The 22,796-nt window shown below is 53.3% G+C and carries 26 protein-coding genes and 2 tRNA genes; 8 read left to right on the top strand and 20 right to left on the bottom strand.

The window, feature by feature from the left end; all coding sequences use genetic code 11:
- Nucleotides 1-44 precede the first annotated feature (44 nt).
- Both BP07_RS00945 and BP07_RS00940 read right to left on the bottom strand, forming a co-directional pair.
- A tRNA-Arg gene (locus tag BP07_RS00945) sits at nucleotides 45-119 on the bottom strand.
- A 9-nt stretch (nucleotides 120-128) separates the two neighbouring features.
- Nucleotides 129-200: transfer RNA gene (locus tag BP07_RS00940), tRNA-His, on the bottom strand.
- An 89-nt stretch (nucleotides 201-289) separates the two neighbouring features.
- On the opposite strand from BP07_RS00940, the gene BP07_RS00935 reads away from it, so the two are divergent.
- Both BP07_RS00935 and paaI read left to right on the top strand, forming a co-directional pair.
- Nucleotides 290-916, top strand: coding sequence for an endonuclease III domain-containing protein (locus BP07_RS00935; protein ID WP_042684467.1), 627 nt, complete (start codon nucleotides 290-292; stop codon nucleotides 914-916).
- Between the two features lie 73 nt (nucleotides 917-989).
- On the top strand, nucleotides 990-1,358 hold the full coding sequence (gene paaI, locus BP07_RS00930) for a hydroxyphenylacetyl-CoA thioesterase PaaI (protein WP_042684465.1): 369 nt from the start codon (nucleotides 990-992) through the stop codon (nucleotides 1,356-1,358).
- On the opposite strand, the gene BP07_RS00925 is transcribed toward paaI, so the two are convergent.
- Genes BP07_RS00925 through BP07_RS00905 form a run of 5 tightly spaced genes read right to left on the bottom strand, consistent with a single transcriptional unit; the run spans nucleotide 1,359 to nucleotide 2,936 of the window.
- On the bottom strand, nucleotides 1,359-1,721 hold the full coding sequence (locus tag BP07_RS00925; protein ID WP_042684463.1) for a prefoldin subunit beta: 363 nt from the start codon (nucleotides 1,719-1,721) through the stop codon (nucleotides 1,359-1,361).
- Nucleotides 1,722-1,767: 46 nt separating this feature from the next.
- Entirely contained in the window at nucleotides 1,768-2,016 is a 249-nt protein-coding gene (locus BP07_RS00920) for a KEOPS complex subunit Pcc1 (protein WP_042684459.1), read from the bottom strand.
- A complete protein-coding gene (locus BP07_RS08255) occupies nucleotides 2,000-2,515 on the bottom strand; it encodes a Brix domain-containing protein (protein WP_052353058.1) in 516 nt (171 codons plus the stop codon). The genes BP07_RS00920 and BP07_RS08255 overlap by 17 nt, the downstream gene beginning before the upstream one ends.
- Before the next feature lie 2 nt (nucleotides 2,516-2,517).
- On the bottom strand, nucleotides 2,518-2,652 hold the full coding sequence (rpoP, locus tag BP07_RS00910; protein ID WP_245597009.1) for an Rpo12/RPC10 RNA polymerase subunit family protein: 135 nt from the start codon (nucleotides 2,650-2,652) through the stop codon (nucleotides 2,518-2,520).
- A complete protein-coding gene (locus BP07_RS00905; protein WP_042684455.1) occupies nucleotides 2,649-2,936 on the bottom strand; it encodes a 50S ribosomal protein L37ae in 288 nt (95 codons plus the stop codon). Before BP07_RS00905 ends, rpoP begins: the two co-directional genes overlap by 4 nt.
- Before the next feature lie 218 nt (nucleotides 2,937-3,154).
- Between BP07_RS00905 and BP07_RS00900 the strand changes: the two genes are divergently transcribed.
- Genes BP07_RS00900 through BP07_RS00885 form a run of 4 tightly spaced genes read left to right on the top strand, consistent with a single transcriptional unit; the run spans nucleotide 3,155 to nucleotide 6,795 of the window.
- On the top strand, nucleotides 3,155-4,654 hold the full coding sequence (locus tag BP07_RS00900) for a homocysteine biosynthesis protein (protein WP_042684453.1): 1,500 nt from the start codon (nucleotides 3,155-3,157) through the stop codon (nucleotides 4,652-4,654).
- A 4-nt stretch (nucleotides 4,655-4,658) separates the two neighbouring features.
- A complete protein-coding gene (locus tag BP07_RS00895) occupies nucleotides 4,659-5,045 on the top strand; it encodes a 4Fe-4S binding protein (RefSeq protein ID WP_042684451.1) in 387 nt (128 codons plus the stop codon).
- A 12-nt stretch (nucleotides 5,046-5,057) separates the two neighbouring features.
- Nucleotides 5,058-5,750 carry a type I 3-dehydroquinate dehydratase gene (gene aroD, locus BP07_RS00890; RefSeq protein WP_042684448.1) on the top strand — a complete coding sequence of 231 codons (693 nt, stop codon included), beginning with the start codon at nucleotides 5,058-5,060 and terminating at the stop codon, nucleotides 5,748-5,750.
- A gap of 1 nt (nucleotide 5,751) precedes the next feature.
- Nucleotides 5,752-6,795 carry an archaeosine biosynthesis radical SAM protein RaSEA gene (locus BP07_RS00885; protein ID WP_052353057.1) on the top strand — a complete coding sequence of 348 codons (1,044 nt, stop codon included), beginning with the start codon at nucleotides 5,752-5,754 and terminating at the stop codon, nucleotides 6,793-6,795.
- Here the strand turns inward: BP07_RS00885 and pyrF are convergent.
- The 3 genes from pyrF to purB all read right to left on the bottom strand — a co-directional run bounded on the left by pyrF (nucleotide 6,771) and on the right by purB (nucleotide 10,022).
- Entirely contained in the window at nucleotides 6,771-7,454 is a 684-nt protein-coding gene (gene pyrF / locus BP07_RS00880; protein WP_052353056.1) for an orotidine-5'-phosphate decarboxylase, read from the bottom strand. The two genes, BP07_RS00885 and pyrF, sit on opposite strands and share 25 nt — an antisense overlap.
- Nucleotides 7,451-8,620, bottom strand: coding sequence for a radical SAM/SPASM domain-containing protein (locus BP07_RS00875; RefSeq protein WP_042684446.1), 1,170 nt, complete (start codon nucleotides 8,618-8,620; stop codon nucleotides 7,451-7,453). The genes pyrF and BP07_RS00875 overlap by 4 nt, the downstream gene beginning before the upstream one ends.
- A gap of 61 nt (nucleotides 8,621-8,681) precedes the next feature.
- Complete coding sequence (gene purB, locus BP07_RS00870; protein ID WP_042684443.1) at nucleotides 8,682-10,022, bottom strand: adenylosuccinate lyase; 1,341 nt, start codon at nucleotides 10,020-10,022, stop codon at nucleotides 8,682-8,684.
- A gap of 53 nt (nucleotides 10,023-10,075) precedes the next feature.
- On the opposite strand from purB, the gene cofG reads away from it, so the two are divergent.
- Nucleotides 10,076-11,056: a 7,8-didemethyl-8-hydroxy-5-deazariboflavin synthase subunit CofG gene (gene cofG, locus BP07_RS00865; protein ID WP_157203016.1), complete on the top strand. Its 981-nt coding sequence runs from the start codon at nucleotides 10,076-10,078 to the stop codon at nucleotides 11,054-11,056.
- Here cofG and BP07_RS00860 read toward each other — a convergent pair.
- From BP07_RS00860 to mptA, 5 genes are read right to left on the bottom strand one after another with little or no spacing between them, the layout of a single operon-like run.
- Nucleotides 11,043-11,609 (bottom strand): FumA C-terminus/TtdB family hydratase beta subunit, encoded by a 567-nt coding sequence (locus BP07_RS00860; RefSeq protein WP_042684441.1) that lies wholly within the window; start codon nucleotides 11,607-11,609, stop codon nucleotides 11,043-11,045. The genes cofG and BP07_RS00860 overlap by 14 nt on opposite strands.
- A 1-nt stretch (nucleotide 11,610) precedes the next feature.
- Nucleotides 11,611-12,750 (bottom strand): CBS domain-containing protein, encoded by a 1,140-nt coding sequence (locus tag BP07_RS00855; protein WP_042684439.1) that lies wholly within the window; start codon nucleotides 12,748-12,750, stop codon nucleotides 11,611-11,613.
- Nucleotides 12,750-14,336, bottom strand: a complete 1,587-nt coding sequence (pyrG, locus tag BP07_RS00850; RefSeq protein WP_042684938.1) for a glutamine hydrolyzing CTP synthase — start codon at nucleotides 14,334-14,336, stop codon at nucleotides 12,750-12,752. Before pyrG ends, BP07_RS00855 begins: the two co-directional genes overlap by 1 nt.
- A 2-nt stretch (nucleotides 14,337-14,338) precedes the next feature.
- Nucleotides 14,339-14,524, bottom strand: coding sequence for a methytransferase partner Trm112 (locus tag BP07_RS00845; protein ID WP_042684935.1), 186 nt, complete (start codon nucleotides 14,522-14,524; stop codon nucleotides 14,339-14,341).
- 37 nt (nucleotides 14,525-14,561) lie between these two features.
- A complete protein-coding gene (gene mptA, locus BP07_RS00840) occupies nucleotides 14,562-15,521 on the bottom strand; it encodes a GTP cyclohydrolase MptA (protein WP_042684437.1) in 960 nt (319 codons plus the stop codon).
- A 425-nt stretch (nucleotides 15,522-15,946) separates the two neighbouring features.
- Between mptA and BP07_RS00835 the strand changes: the two genes are divergently transcribed.
- Nucleotides 15,947-17,602, top strand: a complete 1,656-nt coding sequence (locus BP07_RS00835; protein WP_157203013.1) for a PGF-CTERM sorting domain-containing protein — start codon at nucleotides 15,947-15,949, stop codon at nucleotides 17,600-17,602.
- Between the two features lie 297 nt (nucleotides 17,603-17,899).
- On the opposite strand, the gene BP07_RS00825 is transcribed toward BP07_RS00835, so the two are convergent.
- The 5 genes from BP07_RS00825 to BP07_RS00805 are packed head-to-tail and all read right to left on the bottom strand — an operon-like array spanning nucleotide 17,900 to nucleotide 22,795.
- Nucleotides 17,900-18,730, bottom strand: a complete 831-nt coding sequence (locus BP07_RS00825) for a CheR family methyltransferase (RefSeq protein ID WP_042684429.1) — start codon at nucleotides 18,728-18,730, stop codon at nucleotides 17,900-17,902.
- Complete coding sequence (locus BP07_RS00820; RefSeq protein WP_042684426.1) at nucleotides 18,721-19,188, bottom strand: chemotaxis protein CheD; 468 nt, start codon at nucleotides 19,186-19,188, stop codon at nucleotides 18,721-18,723. The genes BP07_RS00825 and BP07_RS00820 overlap by 10 nt, the downstream gene beginning before the upstream one ends.
- A complete protein-coding gene (locus BP07_RS00815; RefSeq protein ID WP_245597008.1) occupies nucleotides 19,188-19,796 on the bottom strand; it encodes a chemotaxis protein CheC in 609 nt (202 codons plus the stop codon). The genes BP07_RS00820 and BP07_RS00815 overlap by 1 nt, the downstream gene beginning before the upstream one ends.
- Nucleotides 19,789-21,756: a chemotaxis protein CheA gene (locus tag BP07_RS00810; RefSeq protein ID WP_042684420.1), complete on the bottom strand. Its 1,968-nt coding sequence runs from the start codon at nucleotides 21,754-21,756 to the stop codon at nucleotides 19,789-19,791. Before BP07_RS00810 ends, BP07_RS00815 begins: the two co-directional genes overlap by 8 nt.
- Nucleotides 21,749-22,795: a protein-glutamate methylesterase/protein-glutamine glutaminase gene (locus BP07_RS00805; protein WP_042684418.1), complete on the bottom strand. Its 1,047-nt coding sequence runs from the start codon at nucleotides 22,793-22,795 to the stop codon at nucleotides 21,749-21,751. Before BP07_RS00805 ends, BP07_RS00810 begins: the two co-directional genes overlap by 8 nt.
- Nucleotide 22,796: the final 1 nt, after the last annotated feature.

The raw sequence follows: 22,796 nt of genomic DNA, 5'->3' as shown, positions 1-22,796 counted from the left end.
CAGGCTGGCGTGCCCCCATGCCAAAAAAGGCTCGATTGAGTAAGCGGACCCGGCGCGATTTGAACGCGCGACCCCCGGGTTAGAAGCCCGGTGCTATATCCTGGCTAAGCCACGGGCCCTCGAGATGAGGCCGGGACCGAGATTCGAACTCGGGTCTTAGCCTCCACAGGGCCAAAGGATAACCACTACCCTATCCCGGCCACGCTATCCCAGCCACGGCTCATCCTAACCCCCAATCTATATAATCCTTTTGTGCTATGCATGCCATCCACAGTGGCATGGTGGAAGAATGCTTGCAGAGCTGGAAAGGGTGAATAAGGTGCTGGACATATTGTTTGAGCGATACGTCCACGAGTGCTTCACCGATGAGCCCTTCAGGGTGCTTGTGAGCACAATCCTCTCTCAGCGAACCACCGATGCCAACACCCATGCTGCCACGAAAAGGCTGCTCTCTGAGTACCCCTCTGCTCATGAGCTTGCCATGGCGGATGTGGCACACGTGGAGGAGCTGATAAGGGCTGCTGGGATGTTTCGCATCAAGGCGAGAAGGCTGATAGAGGTGGCCCACATACTGGTGTCCGAGTACGGAGGGAAGGTGCCAGATAGCGAGGAGGGGCTGCTGTCCCTTCCGGGTGTTGGCAGAAAGACCGCCAACTGCGTGCTCGCCTATGGCTTTGGACGGGACGTCATTGCAGTGGACACTCATGTGCACAGAATATCCAACAGGCTGGGCATCGTGCACTCCAGCACACCAGAGCAGACCGAAGGACAGCTCATGGAGAGGGTGCAAAGGCGGTACTGGAGATGCTACAACATCGTGTTCGTGCGCTTTGGCCAGACGATATGCAGACCCACAAGACCGAGATGTGGCGTGTGCCCAGTTGAGAGCATGTGCCCCTCCTCGACCCATCATTGACAAATCAATACCTTTTAAAGCTTCAATCCAGTTCTCGCAAACTTATTATACTGCAACCAGTACACCACACTCTATGCACTCATTGGGAAGCCCTTATGCAGACCTTCTTGGGATGAGACTAATCGAGAAAAGAGAGGGCTATGCGAAGGTGGAGATGCGGGTTGAAGAGGAGCATTTGAACTCCCACGGATTTGCCCATGGTGGGCTCATATTCTCGCTTGCGGACAGCGCATTTGCCATGTGCTGCAACTACGGTGGAAGGCAGGCAGTGGCGATTGAGGTCTCTGTCCAATATATGGCACCTGCAGTTGCGGGAGATGTACTGACGGCGGAGGCGCACGAGGTAAAGAGGACGAGAAGACTCTCTTTCTGCAGGGTGGAGGTCAGAAAGGGTGAAAGGCTGATTGCAGCCTTTCAGTCCACATCGTTCATAAAGGAGTAGCTACTCTGCCACGGGCCTCTTGGACCCGAGGGCCCTCTTTATCTGTTCTTGCAGCTCCTTAAAGCGCTTTTCCACTCTCTCGAGCTGTCTGTCTATCGTCTTTATACGAAGCTCCAGCGTCTCCTTTCGCTCCTTGAGCTCACTTTCGGAGGTGGGCTTGTCCACCCTAAGCAGAAGTTCGCCCGCACTCTTGTACACCACGGCATCCTCGGGAAGCTTGGACAGCTCTTCGAGGGCAGCCTCCACCTCTCTGAGCATGAGCTCAACCTGTGCCTTCTGGGAGCTCAATGCCTGTGCCTGCTGCTGAACCTGCTGAAGCTGAGCGATTTGGTTTTGAACCTGCGGTGGTAATTCTGAAGCCATAGCATCACCCTGATTACGATTGGAGTGAGGGCTGTGTGCTCAACCCTTAAATATGTTCGCCCCTCGAGGCAATGCGTGCCACGCCAATGGCCTCATCGATGAGCCTCAGCCACGTGTTGAGGGATGCCCTGAGGGAGGCCGCATCCCTCGTGCTGATTTCAAGAACCAGCGCACCCGCGTCCAGTGTAAGGCTGACGGTACCTCTGTCGGTGGGAACGGAGCGCGCCTCCACCTCGAGTGCCCTGTAAACAGCCTCATCTGGACAGGCCACTCTGACATCACAGTGTATGTGCATGCTCCCCCCTCCCTGCATGCTCCCCCCTCCCTGCATGCTCCACTCTCCCAAAGCCCCTGAGCTTTAAGGTGAGCACATTCTCCCCACATGTGTACAGCTCGAGCTCGTTTGCGCTCACCTTCAGGGTCTTTCTCTTTCTTGCTCCGCCCTGCGGGTGCCACTCTTCCTCGAAGAAGCTTCGCAGGGATTCACACAGCTCTCCGTTGCCCTCCACCTCGATGGGGAGTATCCTCACATCCACGTCTTCCTTTCTTATGGGGGGTGATGTGAATGCGATCCAGAACAGGGGCACACTCTCCCTGTAGAAGGTGAGCTTCGTGGGATTTCCCATCCTCTCCCCCACCATCACGAGCCTTCCATCATCTTCTGATGCCAGCTCGAACAGCTCAGTGAGGCTACGCTTTCCCCTGTTGAGGTGATGGACCCCAAGATATGCTGCCAGTGCTCTTGAGAACGCTCTTGTCCTTCTCGAGGGTTTTCTGGAGGTGCTAACGAGCATATTTACTCTGCCTTCACCTTCTTGATTATCGTGGGCCTCTCCTTGACGAGGATTGGATGGCCACACTCACACTGAATGCGGAACTCATTTATGTCCACTATTCTCCTGCACCGTGCGCACCTGTATCCCATGCTCATCCCTCTTGCTCACTGCTCCTTCGGATTGCTCTGAGCAGTGCCTCGGCGGAGGGTGTCTGCGGTACATATGTTCCGCCAGCAAACGTGTATCCACACTTTCTGCACTGCCATATCCCTGTGCCCACCCTCCTCACGGTGAGCTGCCCACACGATGCGCACTTGTGGGGAGCGCGCATCTTCTCCTCTACCTCCACCACCAGCTTTCTAATCTTTGTACCATATCTGGGGCCAAACCTTCCCGCAGACCTTACCTTCCTACCTTTTCTGGTGTACTTTATTACCATGAATGAACTCCCCAATGAGCACTCTTTGCCCCCCATCGTCATGCTTAAATTTAAAGCTTTTGGGTGCACACAGTTGCTTACGCTGTAATCAACTGCTGCCTACTGTGTAAGCAGCGTCATGAAATGCCCACATGCATAGGTTAATAAGGGATTATAATAACTAATTGAAATCATAGAAAATATTACTAACAGACATAGAGATGTGGAAGGCTGAGAGAATGGAAAAGACGGTAGGGGAGATCAACGAGAGAATCGTGGATGGAAGTGTGCACGTGGTGGACGCCATAGAGATGTGCGACATCGTGGAGGAGCTGGGCGCAGAGGGCGCAGCTAAGGAGGTGGACGTGGTCACCACGGCCACATTTGGGGCAATGTGCTCCTCTGGCGCGTTCTTCAACCTCGGACACTCCGACCCGCCCATCAAGATATCGAGGATGTGGCTGAACGATGTTGAGGCGTATGCCGGACTCGCTGCCGTGGATGGGTACATAGGCGCAACTCAGCTCTCCGAGACGGCGGGGCTCTCCTATGGCGGGGCACACGTGATATATGACCTCGTGAGCGGAAAGAGCGTGCACCTTAGAGCGCGCGGGTTTGGCACCGATTGCTATCCCGCGAAGGAGGTGGAAACCACCATCACTCTCGACGATTTGAATCAGGCGGTGCTGCTCAATCCAAGAAACGCCTACCAGCGCTACAATGTTGCCACCAACTCCACGGACAGCACGATATACACCTACATGGGCACATTGCTCCCCAACTATGGCAACGCCACGTTCTCTGGTTCTGGTGTGCTCTCTCCCCTGTGCAACGATCCCACCTTCCAGACTATTGGTGTTGGCACGAGGATATTCCTGTGCGGTGCACAGGGCTATATCATAGGGGAGGGTACACAGCACGACCCAGAGAACGGGTTTGCCACTCTGATGGTGAAGGGAAACCTGAAGGAGATGAGCCCAGAGTTCATGAGGGCTGCCACCTTCGAGAAATACGGCGTCTCGATGTATGTGGGTATAGGGGTGCCCATACCCATCATCAATGAGCGGGTAGCTGCCTCATGTGCGGTCAGGGACAGCGACATCATCACCAATGTGCTGGACTATGGGGTGCCCAGACGAAAGCGGCCCGTGCTCGCACAGGTGAGCTATGAGCAGCTGAGGTCAGGGACCATTGAGGTGATGGGAAGGGAAATCAAAACATCGCCGCTATCCAGCTTCAAAAAGTCCATCGAGATAGCACATCTGCTAAAGGAGCAGATAGAGAGAGGGGAGTTTCTGCTGACCCAGCCCGTCGCACCCCTCACCCTCAAGGGAAGTGCCAAGCCGATGAGCCAGATAGAGAGGAAGACATTGGTGAGGGAGGTGATGACGAGGAACATCATAACTGTGCACCCCGATGACGGAGTGGCAGATGCGGCCACCAAGCTCATCAGGGGAGACTTCAACCATCTGCCCGTGGTGGACGAGGGTGGAAGGCTCGTTGGCATCATAACCTCATGGGATGTATCCAAGGCTGTGGCGAACGGTGCGAGCAACGGGAAGGTGGCAGATGTGATGACGAGGAAGGTGATAAGCTCGAGTGAGGATGAGCCAGTGGAGAGCGCAGCCCACAGGCTGCACGCCCATAACATATCGGCGCTTCCCGTGCTGGACAGCGAGAGGCGGGTGATAGGCATGATAACGAGTGAGGACATAAGCAGGCTGGTGGCTGGAAGGTGAGCACATGAAGAAGCTGATGATAGAGATAGGGAGAGACGTGCTGAACAAGCCCATCATCGCCGAGGTAATACTCGAGACTGGCTCCAAGCTGAACATCGAGAGGGCAAAGATTGACTCTGAGAGTGGTGAGGTGGTGCTCAATGTGCCAGCCGTGGACGTGGAGAGGGTCAAGCAGGCATTTCGCAGCCGAAATGTACACGTGCGTACAATAGTGCACCCAGTCGCGAGGGATGAGGGTGCGTGCATCCACTGTGGAGCGTGCATCTCGGTGTGCCCCACGGACGTGTTCTCGTTTGCAGAGGACATGAGCGTGGTGACAGACGAGGACGAGTGTATAATGTGTGGCACATGTGTTGCGATGTGTCCGGTGAGAGCCCTGAGGATATCATGACCTGAGGATACCATGGCGCACTCGACTCTCGGGCACAGGTGCTCCATCGTGGGAGTGGTCGCAAGCCCAGACGACCTGAGCAGTGAGGATGTGGAGCTTGCAGACATACTCGAGATAAGGCTCGACCTTCTCTCCATGCCGTTGAAGGAGGTGTTCGATGCCGTTTCCACCTTCCAAAAACCCCTCATAGCCACGTGTAGGGCTTCCATGGAGGGAGGGGGTTTTTCGGGCACGGAGCGGGAGCGTGAGAGGCTGCTGTGTGAGGCAATGGAGCACGTGGACATGGTGGATGTGGAGCTTGCGGCGCACGAAATAAGGGAGGGGGTGGTGAGGTGTGCACGGGAGCTTGGGCTAAAGGTGATACTCTCTCATCACGACTTTCTGGGCACCCCTTCCCTCTCTCGGATGCTGGAGGTGTTCACCTCTGAGCTTGAAAGTGGGGCAGATATTGCCAAGGTGGCGGTGATGCCCAACGACATGGGAGATACTCTCGTGCTGCTCGAGGCGGTGTACGCGATGCGTGGCGCGAGCGGCGATGTGTGCGGTATCTCCATGGGGGAGTTGGGAAAGCCCACGCGCCTTCTTGCCCCTCTCTATGGCTCTGCACTCACCTATGGCTCTCTCAACAGCACGGTGGCGCCAGGCCAGCTCTCGGTGGGTACTCTACGAAGGGGGATGGACATGCTCGGTGCACTGAGGGGTTGACATGGGCATGGGCATGGACATGGACATGGGCAGGGGCAGGGGCAGGGGCGGCAGGGGCGGTGCACGAAGGCCAGATGTGCCAATCGCAGTGGTGAGGGGACGGGACTTCTATGATGGTCCCATGGATAGCCTGACCGTGATACTCAGGACAGTGGGATGTTATAGAGCGAGGGAGGGCAGGGCATGCACCATGTGTGGCTACATACGGGACTGTGCCACCACTCCTCCCACGTCCTCAGAGCTGGTGCGCCAGATGGAGCGTGCCCTCTCAAAAGCACCCTCAGGAGCGTTCGTGCTCAAGCTGTACACGTCGGGAAGCTTCTTTGACCCCACTGAGGTGCCCGAGGAGGCAAGGCGCACAATTCTCAGGATGTGTGCCCATGAGCGGGTGGAAAGGCTGGTGGTGGAGACCAGATGCGAGCTTGCCACAAAAAACGTGCTTGAGGAGGCGGCATCCATCATGCCAAGGCTGGAGATTGCCATCGGGCTTGAGAGTGCAAGCGACGCAGTGAGGGGGGAGTGCATAGGCAAGGGCACCACCTTTTCAGATTATGAGGCTGCGGTCATGCGGGCATCTGCCCTGGGAATTCCCACAAAGACGTATCTTCTGCTAAAGCCCCCGTTCCTCTCAGAGGGGGAGGCGATGCAGGATGTGCTGAGCTCAATCGAGAAGGTGGCGCCCCTGTCGAGGCGGATATCGGTGAACCTGTGCAATGTGCAGAGGGGAACGCTGGTGGAGAGGCTGTGGAGAAGGGGGGAGTACAGACCTCCATGGCTTGCGAGCGCAGTGGAGATTCTCTTGGAGGCGAAGCGAGCACATGGGAACCACGTGATAATGTGTGACCCCGTGGGGGCAGGGTCTGCGAGAGGTCCCCACAACTGTGGCAGATGCGACAGAGCGGTGGCGAACGCCATCAGGTCGTTCTCAGAAACGCAGGACGTATCATATCTTGAGGAGGTCAGGGAGGAGTGTGAGTGTTATGGGATATGGAGGCGCGTGCTCGCCCTTGACCACAGAGGCTATGGCACTCCAGCATTTCTGTGAGCTGCAATACATGCCCTGTAGTGCTCCTCTGCACTCCTCAACGGGTCATCCGACATCGTGATTGCCCTTCCCACCACCTCCCAGTGGGCGCCGTTGGCAATGGCCATACCAGCCACGGCCCCTTGGGCTCCCACGCCCGGGGAGATTATGTAGGTGTGGGGTGATAGATGAGGGGAGAGTGTACGTATTCTCTCTGGATGGGTTGCTGGGAGCACCACTCCATGGACACCCAGCCTTCCAGCCATCTTGGCTATGTCCTCTGAGACTCCTCTGTAGAACTCGGTGGCGCCCTGATGGGACATCTCCACCACACATATTACATCTCCCATCGAAAGCTCCATCAGGCTCTTGAGCACATCCGAGCCGCAGAAGCCATGCACTATCACCCCATCTGCACCAGCTGCGAAGGCGGCATGTGCGATTTGGGATGCCACGTGAGGCACGTCCGCTATCTTTCCATCGTATACCACGGGAAGGCGCGTGCCCTCACACACTTCCCTCAGGGTGGCAGCTCCCCCCACCATCTCGAGTGGTCTTCCCACCTTTATGCAAAACGTGCCGCTGGCCCTCTCGAGCACATCGCACAGCTCGAGAGCCCTATCTATGTCTGGCACGTCCAGTGCCACCATCACCCCCGGACCCTTTGTCAGAGTGCTCATGCCTCATCCACCCTGTGGGGCACCTCTGAAAGACCCTCTATAAAGCGCGCCCTGAAGGCGGAATCTCGCATCCTGCAGCGTTGTGCACATCCTCTGAATCCCTCAAAGCTGCGCATCCTTTTCCATATCTTTGAGAGGGGCTGCTCTCTGATGCTCCCAAAGGACAGGGGCATGTATGCACAGGGAAGCACCTCTCCCCCTGCGGTTATGTGTGCCCAGCGCCTTGCAGCAAAGCATCCAAAGAGTTCTGGTCCCATGAAATACGGAAATGCCGTAACCCTGACATCTCCGCTGGCGTTTTTGTGCTTGTGGAAGCTCGCAAGCCTTCTCACATCTGCGTCGGAGAGCACCTCGTCTGCGTGCTGTGCCCACCTGCCCACCGCCACTATCTCGTAGAGGGAGAGCTCGTGTACACCCCAGTCGCATGCGAGGGCGTAGAACTCATCGAGCATGTCGATGTTGTGGGGCGAGACCACCACGAACATGTCCACGAGCAGCCCGGCAGAGAGGGCACTCTCTATCGCCCTCTTTGCATCCTCGAACGCACCCACCCGCCCTCGAAAGGCATCGTGCTGCTCCTGCTCGGGAAAGTCGAGACTCACCCTCACAGCGTACAGCCCGGCAGCCTTTAGCGCCTCTGCCCTGTCGACATCGAGCCCATAGCCAGATGTGAATGTGGTGGCAATCGCCCTCTTGTTGTCCACTGCTCGAACCATGCGCTCCAGATCCTGCCTCAGCATGGGCTCCCCCCCATCGAACGAGATGAGGTAGGTGCCCATGGAGAGGGCTTCTGTTATCGCTTTCTCCACCTCCTGTAGTGTGAGCTCTGGGGAGGCGCTCATGCCGTATGCCCCACAGTGGGCACATCTGTTGGGACATCTCATGGTGATGGATATCGAGAGCTGGTCTGGAATGGGGCGGGAGAGCATCGAGAGCACCTGTGCCTTGAGCAGCCTCTCAAAGGCTGGCGAGGGTATTGGCGGAATCCACGTGGAGAATATCATGTGGTCGCCCTCAATCGCCACGGGCCTTTCGTGGGCGAATATGCCGTTGACCTTCGAGAGGATTGGAAACAGGGCGGGTGCCAGCAATCCAGATGCCCTCAGCCTAACACCCTTTTCGCACTCTGCCTCCACCCTCACCAGCCTGCTCTCGTACACGAGCATAAACACGGGTTCCCCCACATACGTTAAGAGCTTTTTGATTGTTCTCGCTTGACCTAATTCATCACTCGAACACCGCCTCTGGCTTTAGCAGTGCTATCACCCTCTCCACCTGCTCCACTGCAGTGCCTATGTACTGGTGGGGGTCCAGCGCCTCTTTGAGCTCCTGCTCGGATACCAGCCCTCCCACGCTATCCTTCAGAAGCTCCAGAAAGTCCCCCTCCCCTGCATATGCCCGCATTGCGCACCCTCGCACAAGCTCATGGGCGTCCTGCCTTCCCATGCCCTTCTTGGCGAGCAGCATCATCACGGACTCGGCGAGGTTCACGCCTCCATGAACGCTCACGTTGCGCTCTATGTTTTCCATGTCGAACACGAGCCCTCTCATGATGCGGATGCACAGGCGTATGATGTGGTCTGTGAGCACGGTGGCCTCTGGAAAGATTATGCGCTCTGGTGCCGAGTTCGTGAGGTCTCGCTCGTCCCACAGGGTGTTGTTCAGCAGCTCTGGCTCCACGAACGAGCGGACGATGCGAGCAAGCCCGCACATCTGCTCTGACTTTATGGGGTTGCGCTTGTGGGGCATGGTGGAGGAGCCCACCTGTCTCTCGCCAAATGCCTCGTGCACCTCGGCAATCTCAGTGCGCTGCAGCGTCCTGATTTCAGTTCCTATCTTGTCCAGCGTGGTGGCAACGTTTGCCATCCACATCACGAACTCCGCGTGCCTGTCCCGCTGTATCACCTGTGTGCACACGAGCACCTCTCCCAGCCCCAATAGCTCGCACATTTTCCTCCTTACTTCAAGGCCATGCCTTCCCAGCGCTGCTCCAGTACCCACTGCACCCCCGAGCTTTCCCACGAGCAGCCGCTTTTTGAGCTCCCTCAGGCGCTCGATGTGACGGTACACCTCGTGAGCCCACACGGCAAACCTCAGCCCGTAGGTGGTGGGCACACCAATCTGCCCATGAGTTCTGCCGGCACACACGGTGTGGATGTGCTCCTGTGCCCTTTCGAGCAGCACCCCCAGAAGCACCCTGAGCTGCTCATCGAGTATTGAGCATGCATCCTTTAGCTGCAGGGCGGTGGCGGTATCCAGAATGTCGTTGGAGGTGGCACCATAGTGCACATACCCACCAGCCTCGCCACACTGCTCTGAGAGGGCGAGCACCACAGCCATCATATCGTGCTGTATCTCCTCCTCTATCTCCTTCACACGCTCGAGCCTCACCTTCTCAATGCCCTCAGAGATGGCTGCTGCTGCCTCTTTTGGAATGATTCCCACCTCTGCCTCCGCCAGCGCCAGTGCCGCCTCCACACGAAGCACATACCTCAGCCTTGCCTCCTCGCTCCACACAGCCTTCATCTGGGGATGTCCGTACCTGTACTCTATGGGATGAATCGCCATGCGGATGTGTATGAGCCGAAGCTTTAAAAACCCATTTAGCCTCCAGTGTGGGTGTGAGCCGATACATCACCTACTGCACCAACGTGTTCATTCCCCTGACAAACGTGTGCTCCAATGCGTGTGGGTACTGCGGGTTTAGGAGGGACATTGGGGCTGGAGCGCATCTGATGAGCGAGAGCGAGGTAAGAGAGCTGCTCTCGAGGGCGTCTGGAAGAGCAACAGAAGCCCTCTTCACATTCGGAGATAGACCCCAGTGCGTGGAGGGCTTTTCCGAGATGCTCGATGCGTTTGGTTATGTTAGCTTTACTGCCTATATCAGGCGTATGTGCAGGCTTGCGATTGCATATGGTTTGCTTCCCCACACCAACGCTGGCGTGCTCACGAGAAAGGAGCTGGAGTATCTTGCACCCTTTAACGCCAGCATGGGGCTCATGCTCGAGACCACGGCTCGCCTGTCTGCTCACAGGCACAGCCCATCGAAGGAGCCAAGAAGGCGGATACGGATGCTCAAAGAGGCGGGAAGGCTGGGCATTCCGTTCACCACGGGAATTCTCGTGGGAATTGGGGAGAGTGAAAGGGATAGAGAGAGAGCACTCAGGGCCATAGCCCGCCTGCACGAGCGCCATGGCCACATACAGGAGGTCATAGTGCAGAACTTTTCTCCCAAGAGGGGCACACCAATGGAGCATCACCCTCCGCCCAGCCTCGAGGAGATGGCTCACACCGTGCGCATGGCAAGGCAGATACTGCCAGATGATGTGGCTGTGCAGGTCCCCCCCAACCTCGTGGATGTAAAAAGCATGGTGGAGGCTGGGGCAAATGACCTTGGGGGAATCTCGTCCATCACGGTGGATCACATAAACCCAGAGGACGCATGGCCCAGCCCCAAAAGGCTGCAGGAGACTCTGAGGGGGTATGTGCTCAGGGAGAGGCTATCGGTGTATCCGAGATATGTGCTGAGGGGATGGTATGGAAGTGCCACCGCCCACCTCATCAGGAGGCTCTCCGATACCGAGGGCTTCAGAAGAGTGTAGAGAGTGCCCTATATGAGCGCTCCCTCACACGTGCATAGAGGTCTCTGCCATGCGAGTCCACTGCCACGAGCAGAGGTCCGAAGTTGCTGACCTCAAGCTCCCACACTGCCTCCGCCATGCCGAGCTCTTCCAGCCAGTGGGGCTCTGCCTTGGTGATGTGGCTTGCGGCAAGGGCAGCACACCCACCACAGAACGCCAGATATACCCCCCGCCCTTTAAGCAGCCTGCTCGCAGTGCTCATCCCCCCCTTTCCTATCAGGGCGCGGACATCGAACGCCTTGAGCAGGGGCTCTGTGAGCGTTGCCATCCGCTCGCTGGTGGTGGGGCCTGCCGATATTACCCTCCATCCTCCTGCTGCAGGGCGCACAAGGGGCCCGCAGTGATATATCACGGCACCCTCCATCTCAAAGGGCAGCTCTATTCCCTCTCTCAGGTGTTCAATTATGGCGAGGTGCGCCTCGTCCCTTGCCGTGAAGACCTTGCCGTTCAGGTACACCACATCGCCCACTTTGAGCGTGAGCACCTCCTCACCGAGGGGGGTGGTAAGGTGCATGCTACCTCCTTAAGGACAGGATGTCCACAGAGCGCATGAGGTCGCTCCTCGATAGTATCCCCACGACCTCATCGCCGTCCACCACGAGCAGCCTGCCAATCCCGTTTTTTCGCATGCTCTTTAGCGCCTCTATGGCGTGTGCATCTTTGGGTATCGTAATCAACTCTGGCGTCATTATGTCCCTCACGAGCAGCGCCTCTCTATCATGTGGAGGTATCTTGCGCACATCGTTGAACGTTACCATCCCCACCACCCGTGAGAGGGGCACACCTTTGCCGCTCTCGACGCCCTCGACGCTCACGGGATATCCCATGTGCTTTGTTTCGAACATCAGGTCTAGCAGCTGGCCCACCGTGGCTTCTGGGCTCACGTACACCACCCCCTCACTCATGACATCTTTCACTCTCACGTCCTCCAGCATGCTCGAGAGCTGGGTGGCAGCTTCCTCCTCGCTCGCACCTATGTACACGAAGAATGCGATGAGCACGAGCCATATGTTCACAAAGAACCCCACGATGCCCATGAGCAGTGCGAGCAGCTTTCCGACACTCGCTGCCCTTCTGGTGGCCTCCACGTATGAGGTGTGCTTTGCGAAGTATGCCCTGAGGATGCGCCCTCCATCCATGGGAAAGGCAGGTATGAGGTTGAACGCCCCGAGCAGCACGTTGAGGTATCCGAGCAGGAACAGCAGCCTCGTGAATGCCGAGGAGAGCGAGCTATTCTCGACATCGGCAGGTGCGAACACGAGCTTTGCTCCCGCATACGCCATCAGGAACAACACACCAAGAACGAAGCTCACGAGGGGCCCAACGAATGCCATTCTCGCTTCTTTTTCTGGGTCCTTGGGGACCTCCTCTATCTGGGACACCCCGCCAAACAGAAACAGCGTGATATCGGAGATCCTGGAGCCATAGTGCATTGCCACAAGGGAGTGTCCAAGCTCGTGCAGCAGCACCGAGACGAACAGCATCACTGCCGCCATCGCACCAAACAGGTAGCTCAGGGCTTTGGAGGGAAACGCCCCAAAGCCAAACGTGGGCTCCACTGCGAACACTAAGACAAACAGGGGCAGCACCAGCAAGAACGTCACGTGGATGCGAATCGGGATGCCCCAGATTCTCGCTATCTCGTATGACCACATCAGAGCATCGCCTCCAGAAACGCCCTGAACATGGGTGCCGGCTTCCCGGGTCTTGACCTGAACTCGGGATGGAACTGGGAGGCTATGAAAAACCTGTTCTGGGGCAGCTCCATGAGCTCCATGCGGTTATGATGCCATCCAGAGAACACAATTCCCTTTTCCCTTAGGATGGGGATGTACTTGGGGTTTACCTCGTAGCGATGCCTGTGCCTTTCCACTATTTTTTTTGTCCCATATATCCTGTGGGCAAGCGTGCCCTCGGCAATCTCGATCTCATAGTTTCCAAGCCTCATTGTGCCCCCGAGCCCCTCTGCATTCTTCTGCTCTGGCAACAGGTCTATGACGGGGTGGGCACTCTCTCCCCACTCGCTGCTCGCCGCATCCTTCCATCCCACCACGTTTCTTGCAAACTCCACCACTGCCAGCTGCATTCCAAGGCACAGCCCGAGATAGGGAATGTCATGCTCCCTCGCATACTGTATCGCCCTTATCTTGCCCTCCGTTCCCCTGCTCCCAAACCCGCCCGGCACGAGAATGCCGTCGTAACCCCGGAGGACATCGACATCCCCATTTTCGAGACTCTCGGCCTCTATCCAGCTTAAGTGGGGAACGCACTTGCATGCCATCGCAGCATGCTTGATGGCCTCCCTGATGCTGATGTAGGTATCCACGAAGTGGGTGTATTTTCCCACAATGGCTATTCGTGGCTGCTTTAGCCGCCCATTGCTCTTGAGGGCATCCAGCTCGGCTATCACCCCGTCCCACGAGGTGTCCTTCACATCCCTTGGTTTCAGGCCAAGCAGTGTTCTAAGGCAATCGAACATACCCTCCTGCTCGAGCACAGATGGCACCCTGTACACGTCGTCCACGTCCACAGCACTGATAACTGCCTTTTGGGGCACGTTGCAGAACAGGGCAATCTTTTTCTTGGTCTCCTCCTTGAGGGGCTGATGACACCTCGCGACTATCAGGTCGGCATGCAGTCCCAGCTCCCTCAGCTCCTTTACAGAGTGCTGTGTGGGCTTGGTCTTCTGTTCTCCTTGGGCATCGGTGGGCACCAGCGTGACATGCACGAGCAGCATATCCTCTTTTCTCTCCTCCATCTTCATCTGCCTGATTGCCTCGAGGAAGGGCATGCTCTCTATATCCCCTACCGTCCCACCAATCTCGATGAGGCACACCTCGGCACCGCTTCTCTTTGCCACCTGCCGTATCTGGCTCTTTATCTCGTCGGTGATGTGAGGTATTATCTGGACAGTCTTTCCAAGGTAGTCTCCCCTTCGCTCCTTGGCTATCACACTCTGGTACACCTTGCCCGTGGTGATGTTATGCTCTCGCGTGAGTTCCACATCCAAGAAGCGCTCGTAGTTGCCAAGGTCGAGGTCCACCTCACCTCCGTCCCCGAGCACGAACACCTCACCGTGCTGGTAGGGACTCATCGTACCCGCATCCACGTTGATGTAGGGATCAATCTTTATGGCGCTGACCGAGTAGCCCCTGTTCTTGAGCAGCCTTCCGATGGAGGCTGTGGTGATTCCCTTGCCGAGCCCGCTCATCACGCCGCCCGTGACCACGATGTACTTCACGCTCATCCCTTCCTCAGCTCTGGAGGAAGCATGTTGGGTATGCCTTCTTCGATGGGATATACCTCACCACACTGCCTGCACGTGAGGGTGCCCTCCAGTATTTCCTCACCCTCCTCACGCACCACATCGAGCACAAGCTCGCACTTACACAGGGGGCATGCGAGAACATCCATCAGCCATCGCTTCATGTATCCCACTCGAAAACGGGACTTATAACGTTTTTTCTTACCCCCTTCTCCAAGAGAGCTCATCCCTGAGCTCGCCGATGGTTGCCACCCTCTCGGCAAAGGCGTTGTGGTTGTGTATGCTCTCTTCGTTGATCTGGACCAGCGACACCACCGCATCATCAGAGAGGTTGGGGAACTCCTCCAGCACCCTCTGAGCCATCGTGCGCACGCAGTCCTCCACGAACTTGGGGTTTTTGTGTGCCTCGTACACCACGACCGCCTCATCGTCCCGCTTTAGTATCTCATACACCCTGCTGCTCATGGAGTCCTCTATGATGTGTATTATTTTGTTGAGCGAGACCTTCTCGTTATTGTGCACCTGTATTGAAATTCTACCCCTCCCCCTCTGGTTGTGTGTGGGCATGGGCATGCGCTCTAAAAACTTTTCTATCTTGTCCTCTGGTATGTCAAGTGCCCTGAGCTCGTGGATTGCCTTTTCCTTCATGATTCCCTGAGCACATGGGCATGCGGTCATGCCCACCACCTCTGCACCCACCATCTTGATGGTGCGCTCCTCTGGAGAGCGCATAGCCACAGCCTCTGCGAAAATCTCCACCATCTCCTGACACTCGGTGTGGGTGTCTGGAGACGTGCGCTTCACGTTGTACTCACTCACCATCCTGACCTCGGCTCTGGAGGCATACTCGTGCCTTTCAAGCAGCTTAGTCGCCACGGCCTCGCACAGGTCTTCTATCTCGTATACAGGCGAGCTTAGCGCCTCCTCCAGCACCTCGTTGATTACCTCGGAGTTTCTCGAAAGATTCGCACCCTTTCGGCTGGATGGAAGGTCAACAAAGATATCGAACTTGGATATCAGGATAATGGGGCGTTTTTTCTCCCTTGCCACCTCAACGAGCTTTTTGACGTTGGTCACCCCCACCCTCGTGAGGTTTATGGGAATCTCCGGGTGGTTTGCCTGCACGTCTGGAAGCTCGCAGGTGGGTAGTTTAGCTGGCATGTGCACCTGTGTGCACTGGGATGTATTTATCTGTTATTGTCCACGAGGTCTATAAGCTGTCGCTGAGAGGACAACCGTTGAGGGTGTGGTGAATTTGTGGTGAATTGGAGGGTGGGTATCTTTAATTTAACAACTATCCCCGTGACAGCTGCACAGGTGTTCTCTGTGTCCTTGTGTGCAGAGCTTGAAAGAAAATGTGCGCCACCCGTCAAAAGCCATGATTGAGAGGAGTGGCATGTGGCACGTGGCATGTGGCATCGGGGGGGCTCGTGAACGGCCCGACCCCGGCCGTGGTGGCGTGCTGAGAGCTCACCTATACGCAGGTGAGTAGCTCCCTCATCCAAGAAAAATTGGCAGCACTTTCAAAATGGTGTGGCTGGAAGTAACCCAAAAAAACTTATCTGATTGTCCTCAAACTAAATGCCATGACCCTTATAGGGCGTCTTATTCTGTTGGCGCTCATGCTATCTGCCCTCCTCCCCGTATGCATCGCGGACGAGCGCTGCGTCCAGTGGAGCGACCCTCAGACTGCAACACTGCACTGGGGGGATTCCTACTCTCGAGGTACATATGAAATCGTGTGCGTTAACCTGCCCAAGCTCGACGAGAGGGGGAAGGTGAGCGGAAAGTTCGTCGGGCTCGAGCTATACGCGAATGGCACGCTCGTTCGCACTATCGTCCTGAGGGAGGGCGAGTCCTACGAGTACGAGGACGAGCTGAGGATCACGGCAGAGAGCATTCACGCACCAAATAAGACGTTCGAGACAGATGTGTACGACCCCTATGCCATTATAAGGACTGAGGTCAGGGGTCGTCCAGCCATCACGATCACCACATCCACCGACAGGCATAGCTACACCCCTCCGAGAGGGCCCGCACCAGAGCAGAAAAAGCGAATTGAGTTCACCCTGAAGGTCAAGAACGATGGCTCGGCCGACCTCTACGAATGCGAGGTAAATGTGGATATTGGAGAGCTGAAGCTTCTCACCGGCCGGACGTGCATACACGTCGGAGAGCTACCAAAGGACGGCGAGGTGAGCCACACCCTCGTGTTTGAGCTTCCATACCCAAAGACGATGAAGGAGTCGCTCATCACCCGCTACTTTGCCATAAACGTGAGTGTGGAGGGGAAGGATATAAAGGGTGAGCGATACAGCGCGAGCACCACTCACACCATCGAGGTTTTACCCATGTGGAGCACGGAGGACATAAGGTTCATGAAGAGGTGCTATCCTACGTGGGCGAGGGTGAACGACACGGTGGGTGTGAAGTTGTACATCGAAAACGATGGGATATATGCACTCCACGACGTTCGCATCGTGGATACGCCACCAGCCGGGCTTGAGATGCTCGACCCGTCCGAGAATCTGAGCTGGAATGTGAGCATTGCACCTGGAGAGCGCGCAGAATTCTCATACCGTCTGAGAGTGGTGTATGGGTCGTGGCTTGCTGGCGACGAGTCCTCCTCTAAGATATCCATCACCCTGCCACCAGCAACAGCGAGCTTTGTGCTTTGCGGCACCAACTACTCCATCACCTCTGATGAGCCCTCTCTGAGTGTGTATGCCCCGAACGTGAGCGTGGTAAAGAGTGTGAACACCACTGAGCCATTGGTGGGCGAGAACGTGCTTGTGGACGTTAGCACGAAGGTACTGTGGGACATGAGAGCGAAAGTGGACGTTATGGACTCGATTCCCGATGGGGCAGTGCTTGTGAGCGGCAACCTCACCGACCACGCCATCATGCAAAGAAACGAGATCCGCACCCTGACTTATGTAATCCGCTTTGAGAAGCCTGGAACATACATCCTTCCCCCAGCCTATGTTAGCTTTGAGAATCTCCAGAACTACAGAGCCACTGTGTTCTCCTCGCCCGTGGAGGTTAGCGTGAGAGAGCCGGGCATAGAGGAACAGAATACCTCCCGGGAACAAGATATGCTCTCTGAGGGGCATGCTGCATCGGAAACCAATGGCACTGATACATCTGCATCGGAAACCAATGACACGTCTCTTCCCGGGTTTGGGGCACTAATAAGTATGTGTTCTGTTCTCGCCGCTCTGTTCCTCAGAAGGCGTGGCTAAGTAAAGCACGTGAACTGCCCAGTCCTTACAGAGGGGGCTTCTCCCGTTCCATCCTGGCTTCTCGCCAAGACTTCATCTGGGAGTTCGGTGGGTTCACAAAGTTTGAAATTAAGTGTTCTATGTTTGTTTTAGTCTTATTTCTTGTTTTCTTTTGAAGAGACTTCAGTTCTTTAGCTAAATTAAGTAGTTTTATAAATTCGTCTTTTGAAAAGCCACATCTCTTATGTTTACCCATGGAAGGAGACACTCTATAAATTAATGCTTTCTTGGTCTCTTAATCTAATCTTAACGGCATTATCATTCTTCCTCACAACTGTTAGCCAAATTCGAAAACTTGCGATAAACCTTCTCTCTCAAATTAATACATTCGAACTTATCCTTAAATCCAGCCGGAAGGGTCTCACTCTTTCCAATGACGAGATATCCACCATCAACAAGTGCCTCATAGAAGTCATTCACAACCTTGATCTTCTGCTGCTCACTGAAATAAATCATGACATTCCTGCAGAATACAGCATCGAGGTATCTCGATACTGGCTCCTGAGTTGTCAAATCGTGTTTTTTAAACTTGACACACCTTCTCAGAAAACTTTTAACCCGGTATCCATCCTCTTCTTTCTCAAAATATTTCTCAAGCAGATCTTTGCCAAGATTTTTTAGCTGAGTGGGTCTGTAAAAACCATCCTTAGCCACCCTGAGGCACTCATCATCTATATCCGTGGCATATATCGAAACGGACCATTTGCTGCCAAGGGCTTCGAATACGCAAATAGCTATGGTGTAAGGCTCCTCACCAAAGGAGCATGCAGCACTCCAGAAACGCAAGAGATTGCCCTTCACCTTTTCTTTTCTTCTGGCTATATCGGGCAGCACATGGTTCATAAAGAACTCAAAAGGTGTCTTATCCCTCATAAACTCTGTAACGTTTATTGTTATGGTGTTGAGGAGCTTGTCAATCTCCTTACCGTCATTTTGCAGCATCTTGAGATACGCATCGAAGCTTGTAACACCAAGAATTTTCATTCTGAACTCTATTCTCCTCCTTAAATAATTCTCTCTGTACTGGGTAAGATTTACGCCAGATTTTCTGCTTGCATAGTTTACAAGACTTTTAAAGGCTAAATCCATGACTCCCCACCATTGGTGTATTTAATCAGCATTCTTCCATCTTGAGTAAAAAAAGAAATTGTCCTTCCCTGTGTTCCCCCCACATCTTCTGAAACAAGCCGTATTCCAAAATTTTCAAGATTTTCTTTTATTGCCTCGACATTCCTTTCCCCTATCTTAAATACATCGAGGGTCATGTGCTTAAATATCTGTGCCCCACCAGCAATTTTTGCAACAATACCCTCTCCTCCACTACCCGCTCTTTCCATTGCTTCAAGCATCATTTCTACGGCATGGTCGGCATACTTTGCACTCCTTGCGGTTCCATTGGAAGAATGGGGCAACATAACATGAGCTAAGCCGCCAACTCTTACTGAAGGATCATATAGCGCTATACCAACACATGAACCCAGCCCCACTGTTTTAAGTACAGCCCCCTTGGCAACTCTGAACTCGCCGATGCCAACGAGTATCTCCATTATTCCACCATGCTGAGCATCTTGAGAATATAGTTAACAAACGTCTCGCTAGGCATGAGCATAACGAGAATTTCTATCGCATCCTCCCTCTCCCTCAACTCTGTCTCAAAAATTACTATGTGGTCACTTTTATCTGCAAGCTGCGAAACCACTGCATCGACGACAGCTATGGAGTAATCTTTCGCAAAACTGGGTGGTGTCGGCATCAAAACAATTCCAAGCATCTCAGCAGTTGCATCGCAGAACGAAGAAGATAAAATGTTACCAATTTCCATTATTGCTGAATCCATCAACTCTTCATCACTGCTATCCCCAAGTAAAATCCTTACTACCTTTTCGGAAGAGCTTTCAGGAAATGTGACATAAAGAAAACCTGCTTGCCCATTTTCCATGTCTTCTAGTGCTGTGACCACTCCTGCAACGATTTTCTCAGTTTCAATAACTTCATGAAGTTCAGAAATTTTGACAACTCTGACATTTGGCACGCTCATGACAACCAGTCTGCCAAGCATTCGAGAAAGAGATGTAGCAGCATGTCCAACGCCTATATTACCAAGCTCTTTGAGGGCGTCAAGCTCAATCTCTCCTAAATCGCCAATACTATGCAAGCCTCTCACCTCCCAAAAGACTGGAAACGTCTATTATTGGTATAACCCTACCATCACCTACAATTGTAACACCACTAAATCCTTTGATTTTTGAGAGAAAGCCACTAAGTGGTTTAATAACTATTTCCTGCTGATCTGAAATCGTATCAGCTATAAGAGCATATCTATCACCCTCCTTTTCAACAATTATCCCAACCTCTCTTTCAGCTCTACCCTTTTTCACGTTAAAGACGTCTCTCAGCCTGAAGGCAGGGATCAGCTTTCCTCTAACGAAGAGGAAGGGATTCCCGTGTATCACTTTCCAGTTCTCCGCAGTTACGTATAAAGCCTCAACGACACTTGAAATCGGGATTGCATACATCTCATTTCCGACTTTAACAAACAGAGATTTTATTATTGCTACCGTTGGTGGGAGATGAATTCTCATCTTTGTTCCCCTTCCCTTCTCTGAAATCAGTTTTACACTGCCTCCAAGTCTCTCCACCGTTGTTTTCACAACGTCCATTCCAACACCCCTGCCCGAAATTTCGTTTGCCTCCTCTTCTCTGGTTGAAAGGCCTGGAGCAAAAATCAACATCTTTAATTCATCGTCACTCATCGATTCAGCCTTGTCTGGCGTAATTACTCCCTTTTCTATAGCTTTTTGTTTAATTTTTTCAATATCTAATCCCTTCCCATCATCTTCTATTTCAATTATGATGTTATTTTTCTCTCTCCACGCTGATAATCTTATTTTTCCAATTTCACTCTTTCCTGCAGCTTTTCTTTCTTCAGGTTTTTCTATTCCATGGTCCACAGCATTCCTCACAAGATGAACAAGAGGATCACTCATCTCATCTAGAACAGTCCTGTCGAGTTCTGTATCAAGGCCTTCCATAACAAATTCAACTTTCTTGCCGAGTTTTCTTGCCAGATCCCTGACCATCCTTGGAAATTTACTGAATACCTTTTCGATCTTTACCATTCTTATTCGCATTATCTCATCCTGAAGACTCGCAATTGATTTGTCCATAATTGTAACAGCTTCTCTCAGCTCAGGAATATCGTATTCAGTTGCTATCTGCAGCAGCCTGCTCCTGCCTATCACAAGCTCCCCGACAAGGTTCATAATTGTATCAAGCTGCGAGGTGTTTACTCTAATGCTTTCAGATTTTCTTTCTTCCTTTAGTTGCTTACTTCGTAAGCAACTGTTGATTCCTACGGAATCAACATTTACAATTTTTTCTGGTTTCTTCTCGACAACTTTAGCTTTCTCTGCACTTTTCTTTTCCGCAGATTTACCTTCAAGCTCGATAACTTCAAATTTTTCGACTTCTGCAATTCTTGACATCACATCATCTATTTTATCGGCTTCACCTCTCAGAAAGACGCTGAATTTACCATCAAAATCTGCACTGTCCATTACATTCTCATCAGGGATTGTTTTAACTACCTCGGCGACCTCACCGAGAGCTTCAATAACCAAGGCAGCCCTGACGCCCTTCATTATACAATCTTCGCTCAAAACCACGTCAACTCTTACGTCTGCGTCGCCTCTCTCAACATCTTGAACAGTAGTTTTCTCTATCTCCACTTTCTCTTTCTCTTCACCTGTGAGAGGCTGAAGAGCTGAAACAATTCCAGAAATGTCAAAATCATCTTTATCTTCGTCTTCAATCCTGTTGAGCATTTCCTCAATTGCATCAACGGCTTTAAGCATCACATCGATGATTTCGCTGTGCACATCAAGTTTCCCATCCCTGATTTTTCCCATCGCACTCTCAAGTTTATGGCATAACTCCTCGAGATTCTTATACCCCATAAAGCCAGCCATGCCTTTAATTGTATGTGCAACTCTGAAAATCTCATTTATAGCGTCAATATCACCACTTTCAACTTTTATGAAGTTCTGATTCATTATATCGAGATACTCTCTCGCCTCCTGAATGAACTCCTGCTTGTACTCCTGCATGTCATCCATTGAGCTTCACCGCCAGAAAACTGACAATCTCCTCAGCAATCTCATAAACTGGCTTAACTGAGGTTATCGCTCCCATCTCAATCGCCGCTTTTGGCATGCCAAAAACAACGCAGGTGTCTTCACTGCTTGCAATCGTCAGGCCACCAGCACCCTTTATCCTCTTCATTCCATAGGCACCGTCATTTCCCATGCCGGTCAGAATGGCTCCCACAACATTACCACCGTAAGTACTGACAACTGCCTCAGCAGTAACATCAACTGATGGCTTTACAGCGTTTACAGGCTTTCCATCGACGTTCTTTATCCTCACAACGCTTGCCGCCCTTCTGACCTTCATGTGCAATCCGCCAGGAGCTATGTAGGCAGTACCCTTCTTGACCCTCTCATTGTCCTCGGCCTCCTTAACTTCAATCTCAGACATGTCGTTCAGCCTTTCAGCAAGCTGTTGGGTGAAATGGGGTGGCATGTGCTGAACAATAAAAACCGGCGAGGGTATATCTGCTGGCAGGCGAGGAATAATTAATTCCAGAGCTGAGGGACCGCCTGTTGACGAGCCAATGAGGACACAAACTTCCTTATCTGTTCTTTTCCACCTACCCCTAACAACATCTCCTTTAAACTTCTTCAGATTCTGAAGCCTCAGCAAATTTGGAGCTGTTGTTGCTGCAGTCTTCACTTTCTGAACAATTTCCATCGCAATTGTATTTAGATCTGCAAATACTCCGTGCGGTTTTGGTATAAAATCGACTGCTCCAAGCTTGAGAGCTTCAAAAGTTTCTCTCGCCCCTTCCTGCGTCAACGAGCTGAGCATAACCACTGGAGTTGGCTGCCTCTCCATGATGAGCTTTAAAGCGGTCAGCCCGTCCATAACTGGCATGTTGATGTCAAGCGTTATCACATCAGGCTTCAGTTTTATCGTCTTTTCAACAGCCTCTCTCCCATTCTTCGCAGCATCAACTACCTCTATACCCGCTTTTGTAAGTATGTCAACAACCGCCATTCGAATTAGAGCTGAATCATCTACAACAAGGGCTCTCATA

The organism is Methermicoccus shengliensis DSM 18856 (genome assembly GCF_000711905.1).
GTDB classification, from domain to species: Archaea; Halobacteriota; Methanosarcinia; order DSM-18856; family Methermicoccaceae; genus Methermicoccus; species Methermicoccus shengliensis.
This window is presented reverse-complemented; position numbering and strand designations above follow the sequence as displayed.

Bases quoted from the DNA above. Each gene is read 5' to 3' on its own strand.
- BP07_RS00860 (WP_042684441.1), bottom strand. From the start codon at position 11,609: ATGCACCTTACCACCCCCCTCGGTGAGGAGGTGCTCACGCTCAAAGTG.
- rpoP (WP_245597009.1), bottom strand. From the start codon at position 2,652: ATGAGCATGGGATACAGGTGCGCACGGTGCAGGAGAATAGTGGACATA.
- aroD (WP_042684448.1), top strand. From the start codon at position 5,058: ATGGCGCACTCGACTCTCGGGCACAGGTGCTCCATCGTGGGAGTGGTC.
- BP07_RS00875 (WP_042684446.1), bottom strand. From the start codon at position 8,620: ATGCTCGTGTACGAGAGCAGGCTGGTGAGGGTGGAGGCAGAGTGCGAA.
- BP07_RS00855 (WP_042684439.1), bottom strand. From the start codon at position 12,750: ATGTGGTCATACGAGATAGCGAGAATCTGGGGCATCCCGATTCGCATC.
- BP07_RS00810 (WP_042684420.1), bottom strand. From the start codon at position 21,756: ATGGATGACATGCAGGAGTACAAGCAGGAGTTCATTCAGGAGGCGAGA.
- BP07_RS00835 (WP_157203013.1), top strand. From the start codon at position 15,947: ATGACCCTTATAGGGCGTCTTATTCTGTTGGCGCTCATGCTATCTGCC.
- BP07_RS08255 (WP_052353058.1), bottom strand. From the start codon at position 2,515: ATGCTCGTTAGCACCTCCAGAAAACCCTCGAGAAGGACAAGAGCGTTC.
- BP07_RS00820 (WP_042684426.1), bottom strand. From the start codon at position 19,188: ATGGAGATACTCGTTGGCATCGGCGAGTTCAGAGTTGCCAAGGGGGCT.
- paaI (WP_042684465.1), top strand. From the start codon at position 990: ATGCACTCATTGGGAAGCCCTTATGCAGACCTTCTTGGGATGAGACTA.
- BP07_RS00900 (WP_042684453.1), top strand. From the start codon at position 3,155: ATGGAAAAGACGGTAGGGGAGATCAACGAGAGAATCGTGGATGGAAGT.
- mptA (WP_042684437.1), bottom strand. From the start codon at position 15,521: ATGCCAGCTAAACTACCCACCTGCGAGCTTCCAGACGTGCAGGCAAAC.
- BP07_RS00920 (WP_042684459.1), bottom strand. From the start codon at position 2,016: ATGCACATACACTGTGATGTCAGAGTGGCCTGTCCAGATGAGGCTGTT.
- BP07_RS00845 (WP_042684935.1), bottom strand. From the start codon at position 14,524: ATGAAGCGATGGCTGATGGATGTTCTCGCATGCCCCCTGTGTAAGTGC.
- BP07_RS00805 (WP_042684418.1), bottom strand. From the start codon at position 22,795: ATGAGAGCCCTTGTTGTAGATGATTCAGCTCTAATTCGAATGGCGGTT.
- BP07_RS00935 (WP_042684467.1), top strand. From the start codon at position 290: ATGCTTGCAGAGCTGGAAAGGGTGAATAAGGTGCTGGACATATTGTTT.
- BP07_RS00925 (WP_042684463.1), bottom strand. From the start codon at position 1,721: ATGGCTTCAGAATTACCACCGCAGGTTCAAAACCAAATCGCTCAGCTT.
- BP07_RS00895 (WP_042684451.1), top strand. From the start codon at position 4,659: ATGAAGAAGCTGATGATAGAGATAGGGAGAGACGTGCTGAACAAGCCC.
- purB (WP_042684443.1), bottom strand. From the start codon at position 10,022: ATGGCGATTCATCCCATAGAGTACAGGTACGGACATCCCCAGATGAAG.
- BP07_RS00905 (WP_042684455.1), bottom strand. From the start codon at position 2,936: ATGGTAATAAAGTACACCAGAAAAGGTAGGAAGGTAAGGTCTGCGGGA.
- BP07_RS00825 (WP_042684429.1), bottom strand. From the start codon at position 18,730: ATGGATTTAGCCTTTAAAAGTCTTGTAAACTATGCAAGCAGAAAATCT.
- BP07_RS00885 (WP_052353057.1), top strand. From the start codon at position 5,752: ATGGGCATGGGCATGGACATGGACATGGGCAGGGGCAGGGGCAGGGGC.
- pyrF (WP_052353056.1), bottom strand. From the start codon at position 7,454: ATGAGCACTCTGACAAAGGGTCCGGGGGTGATGGTGGCACTGGACGTG.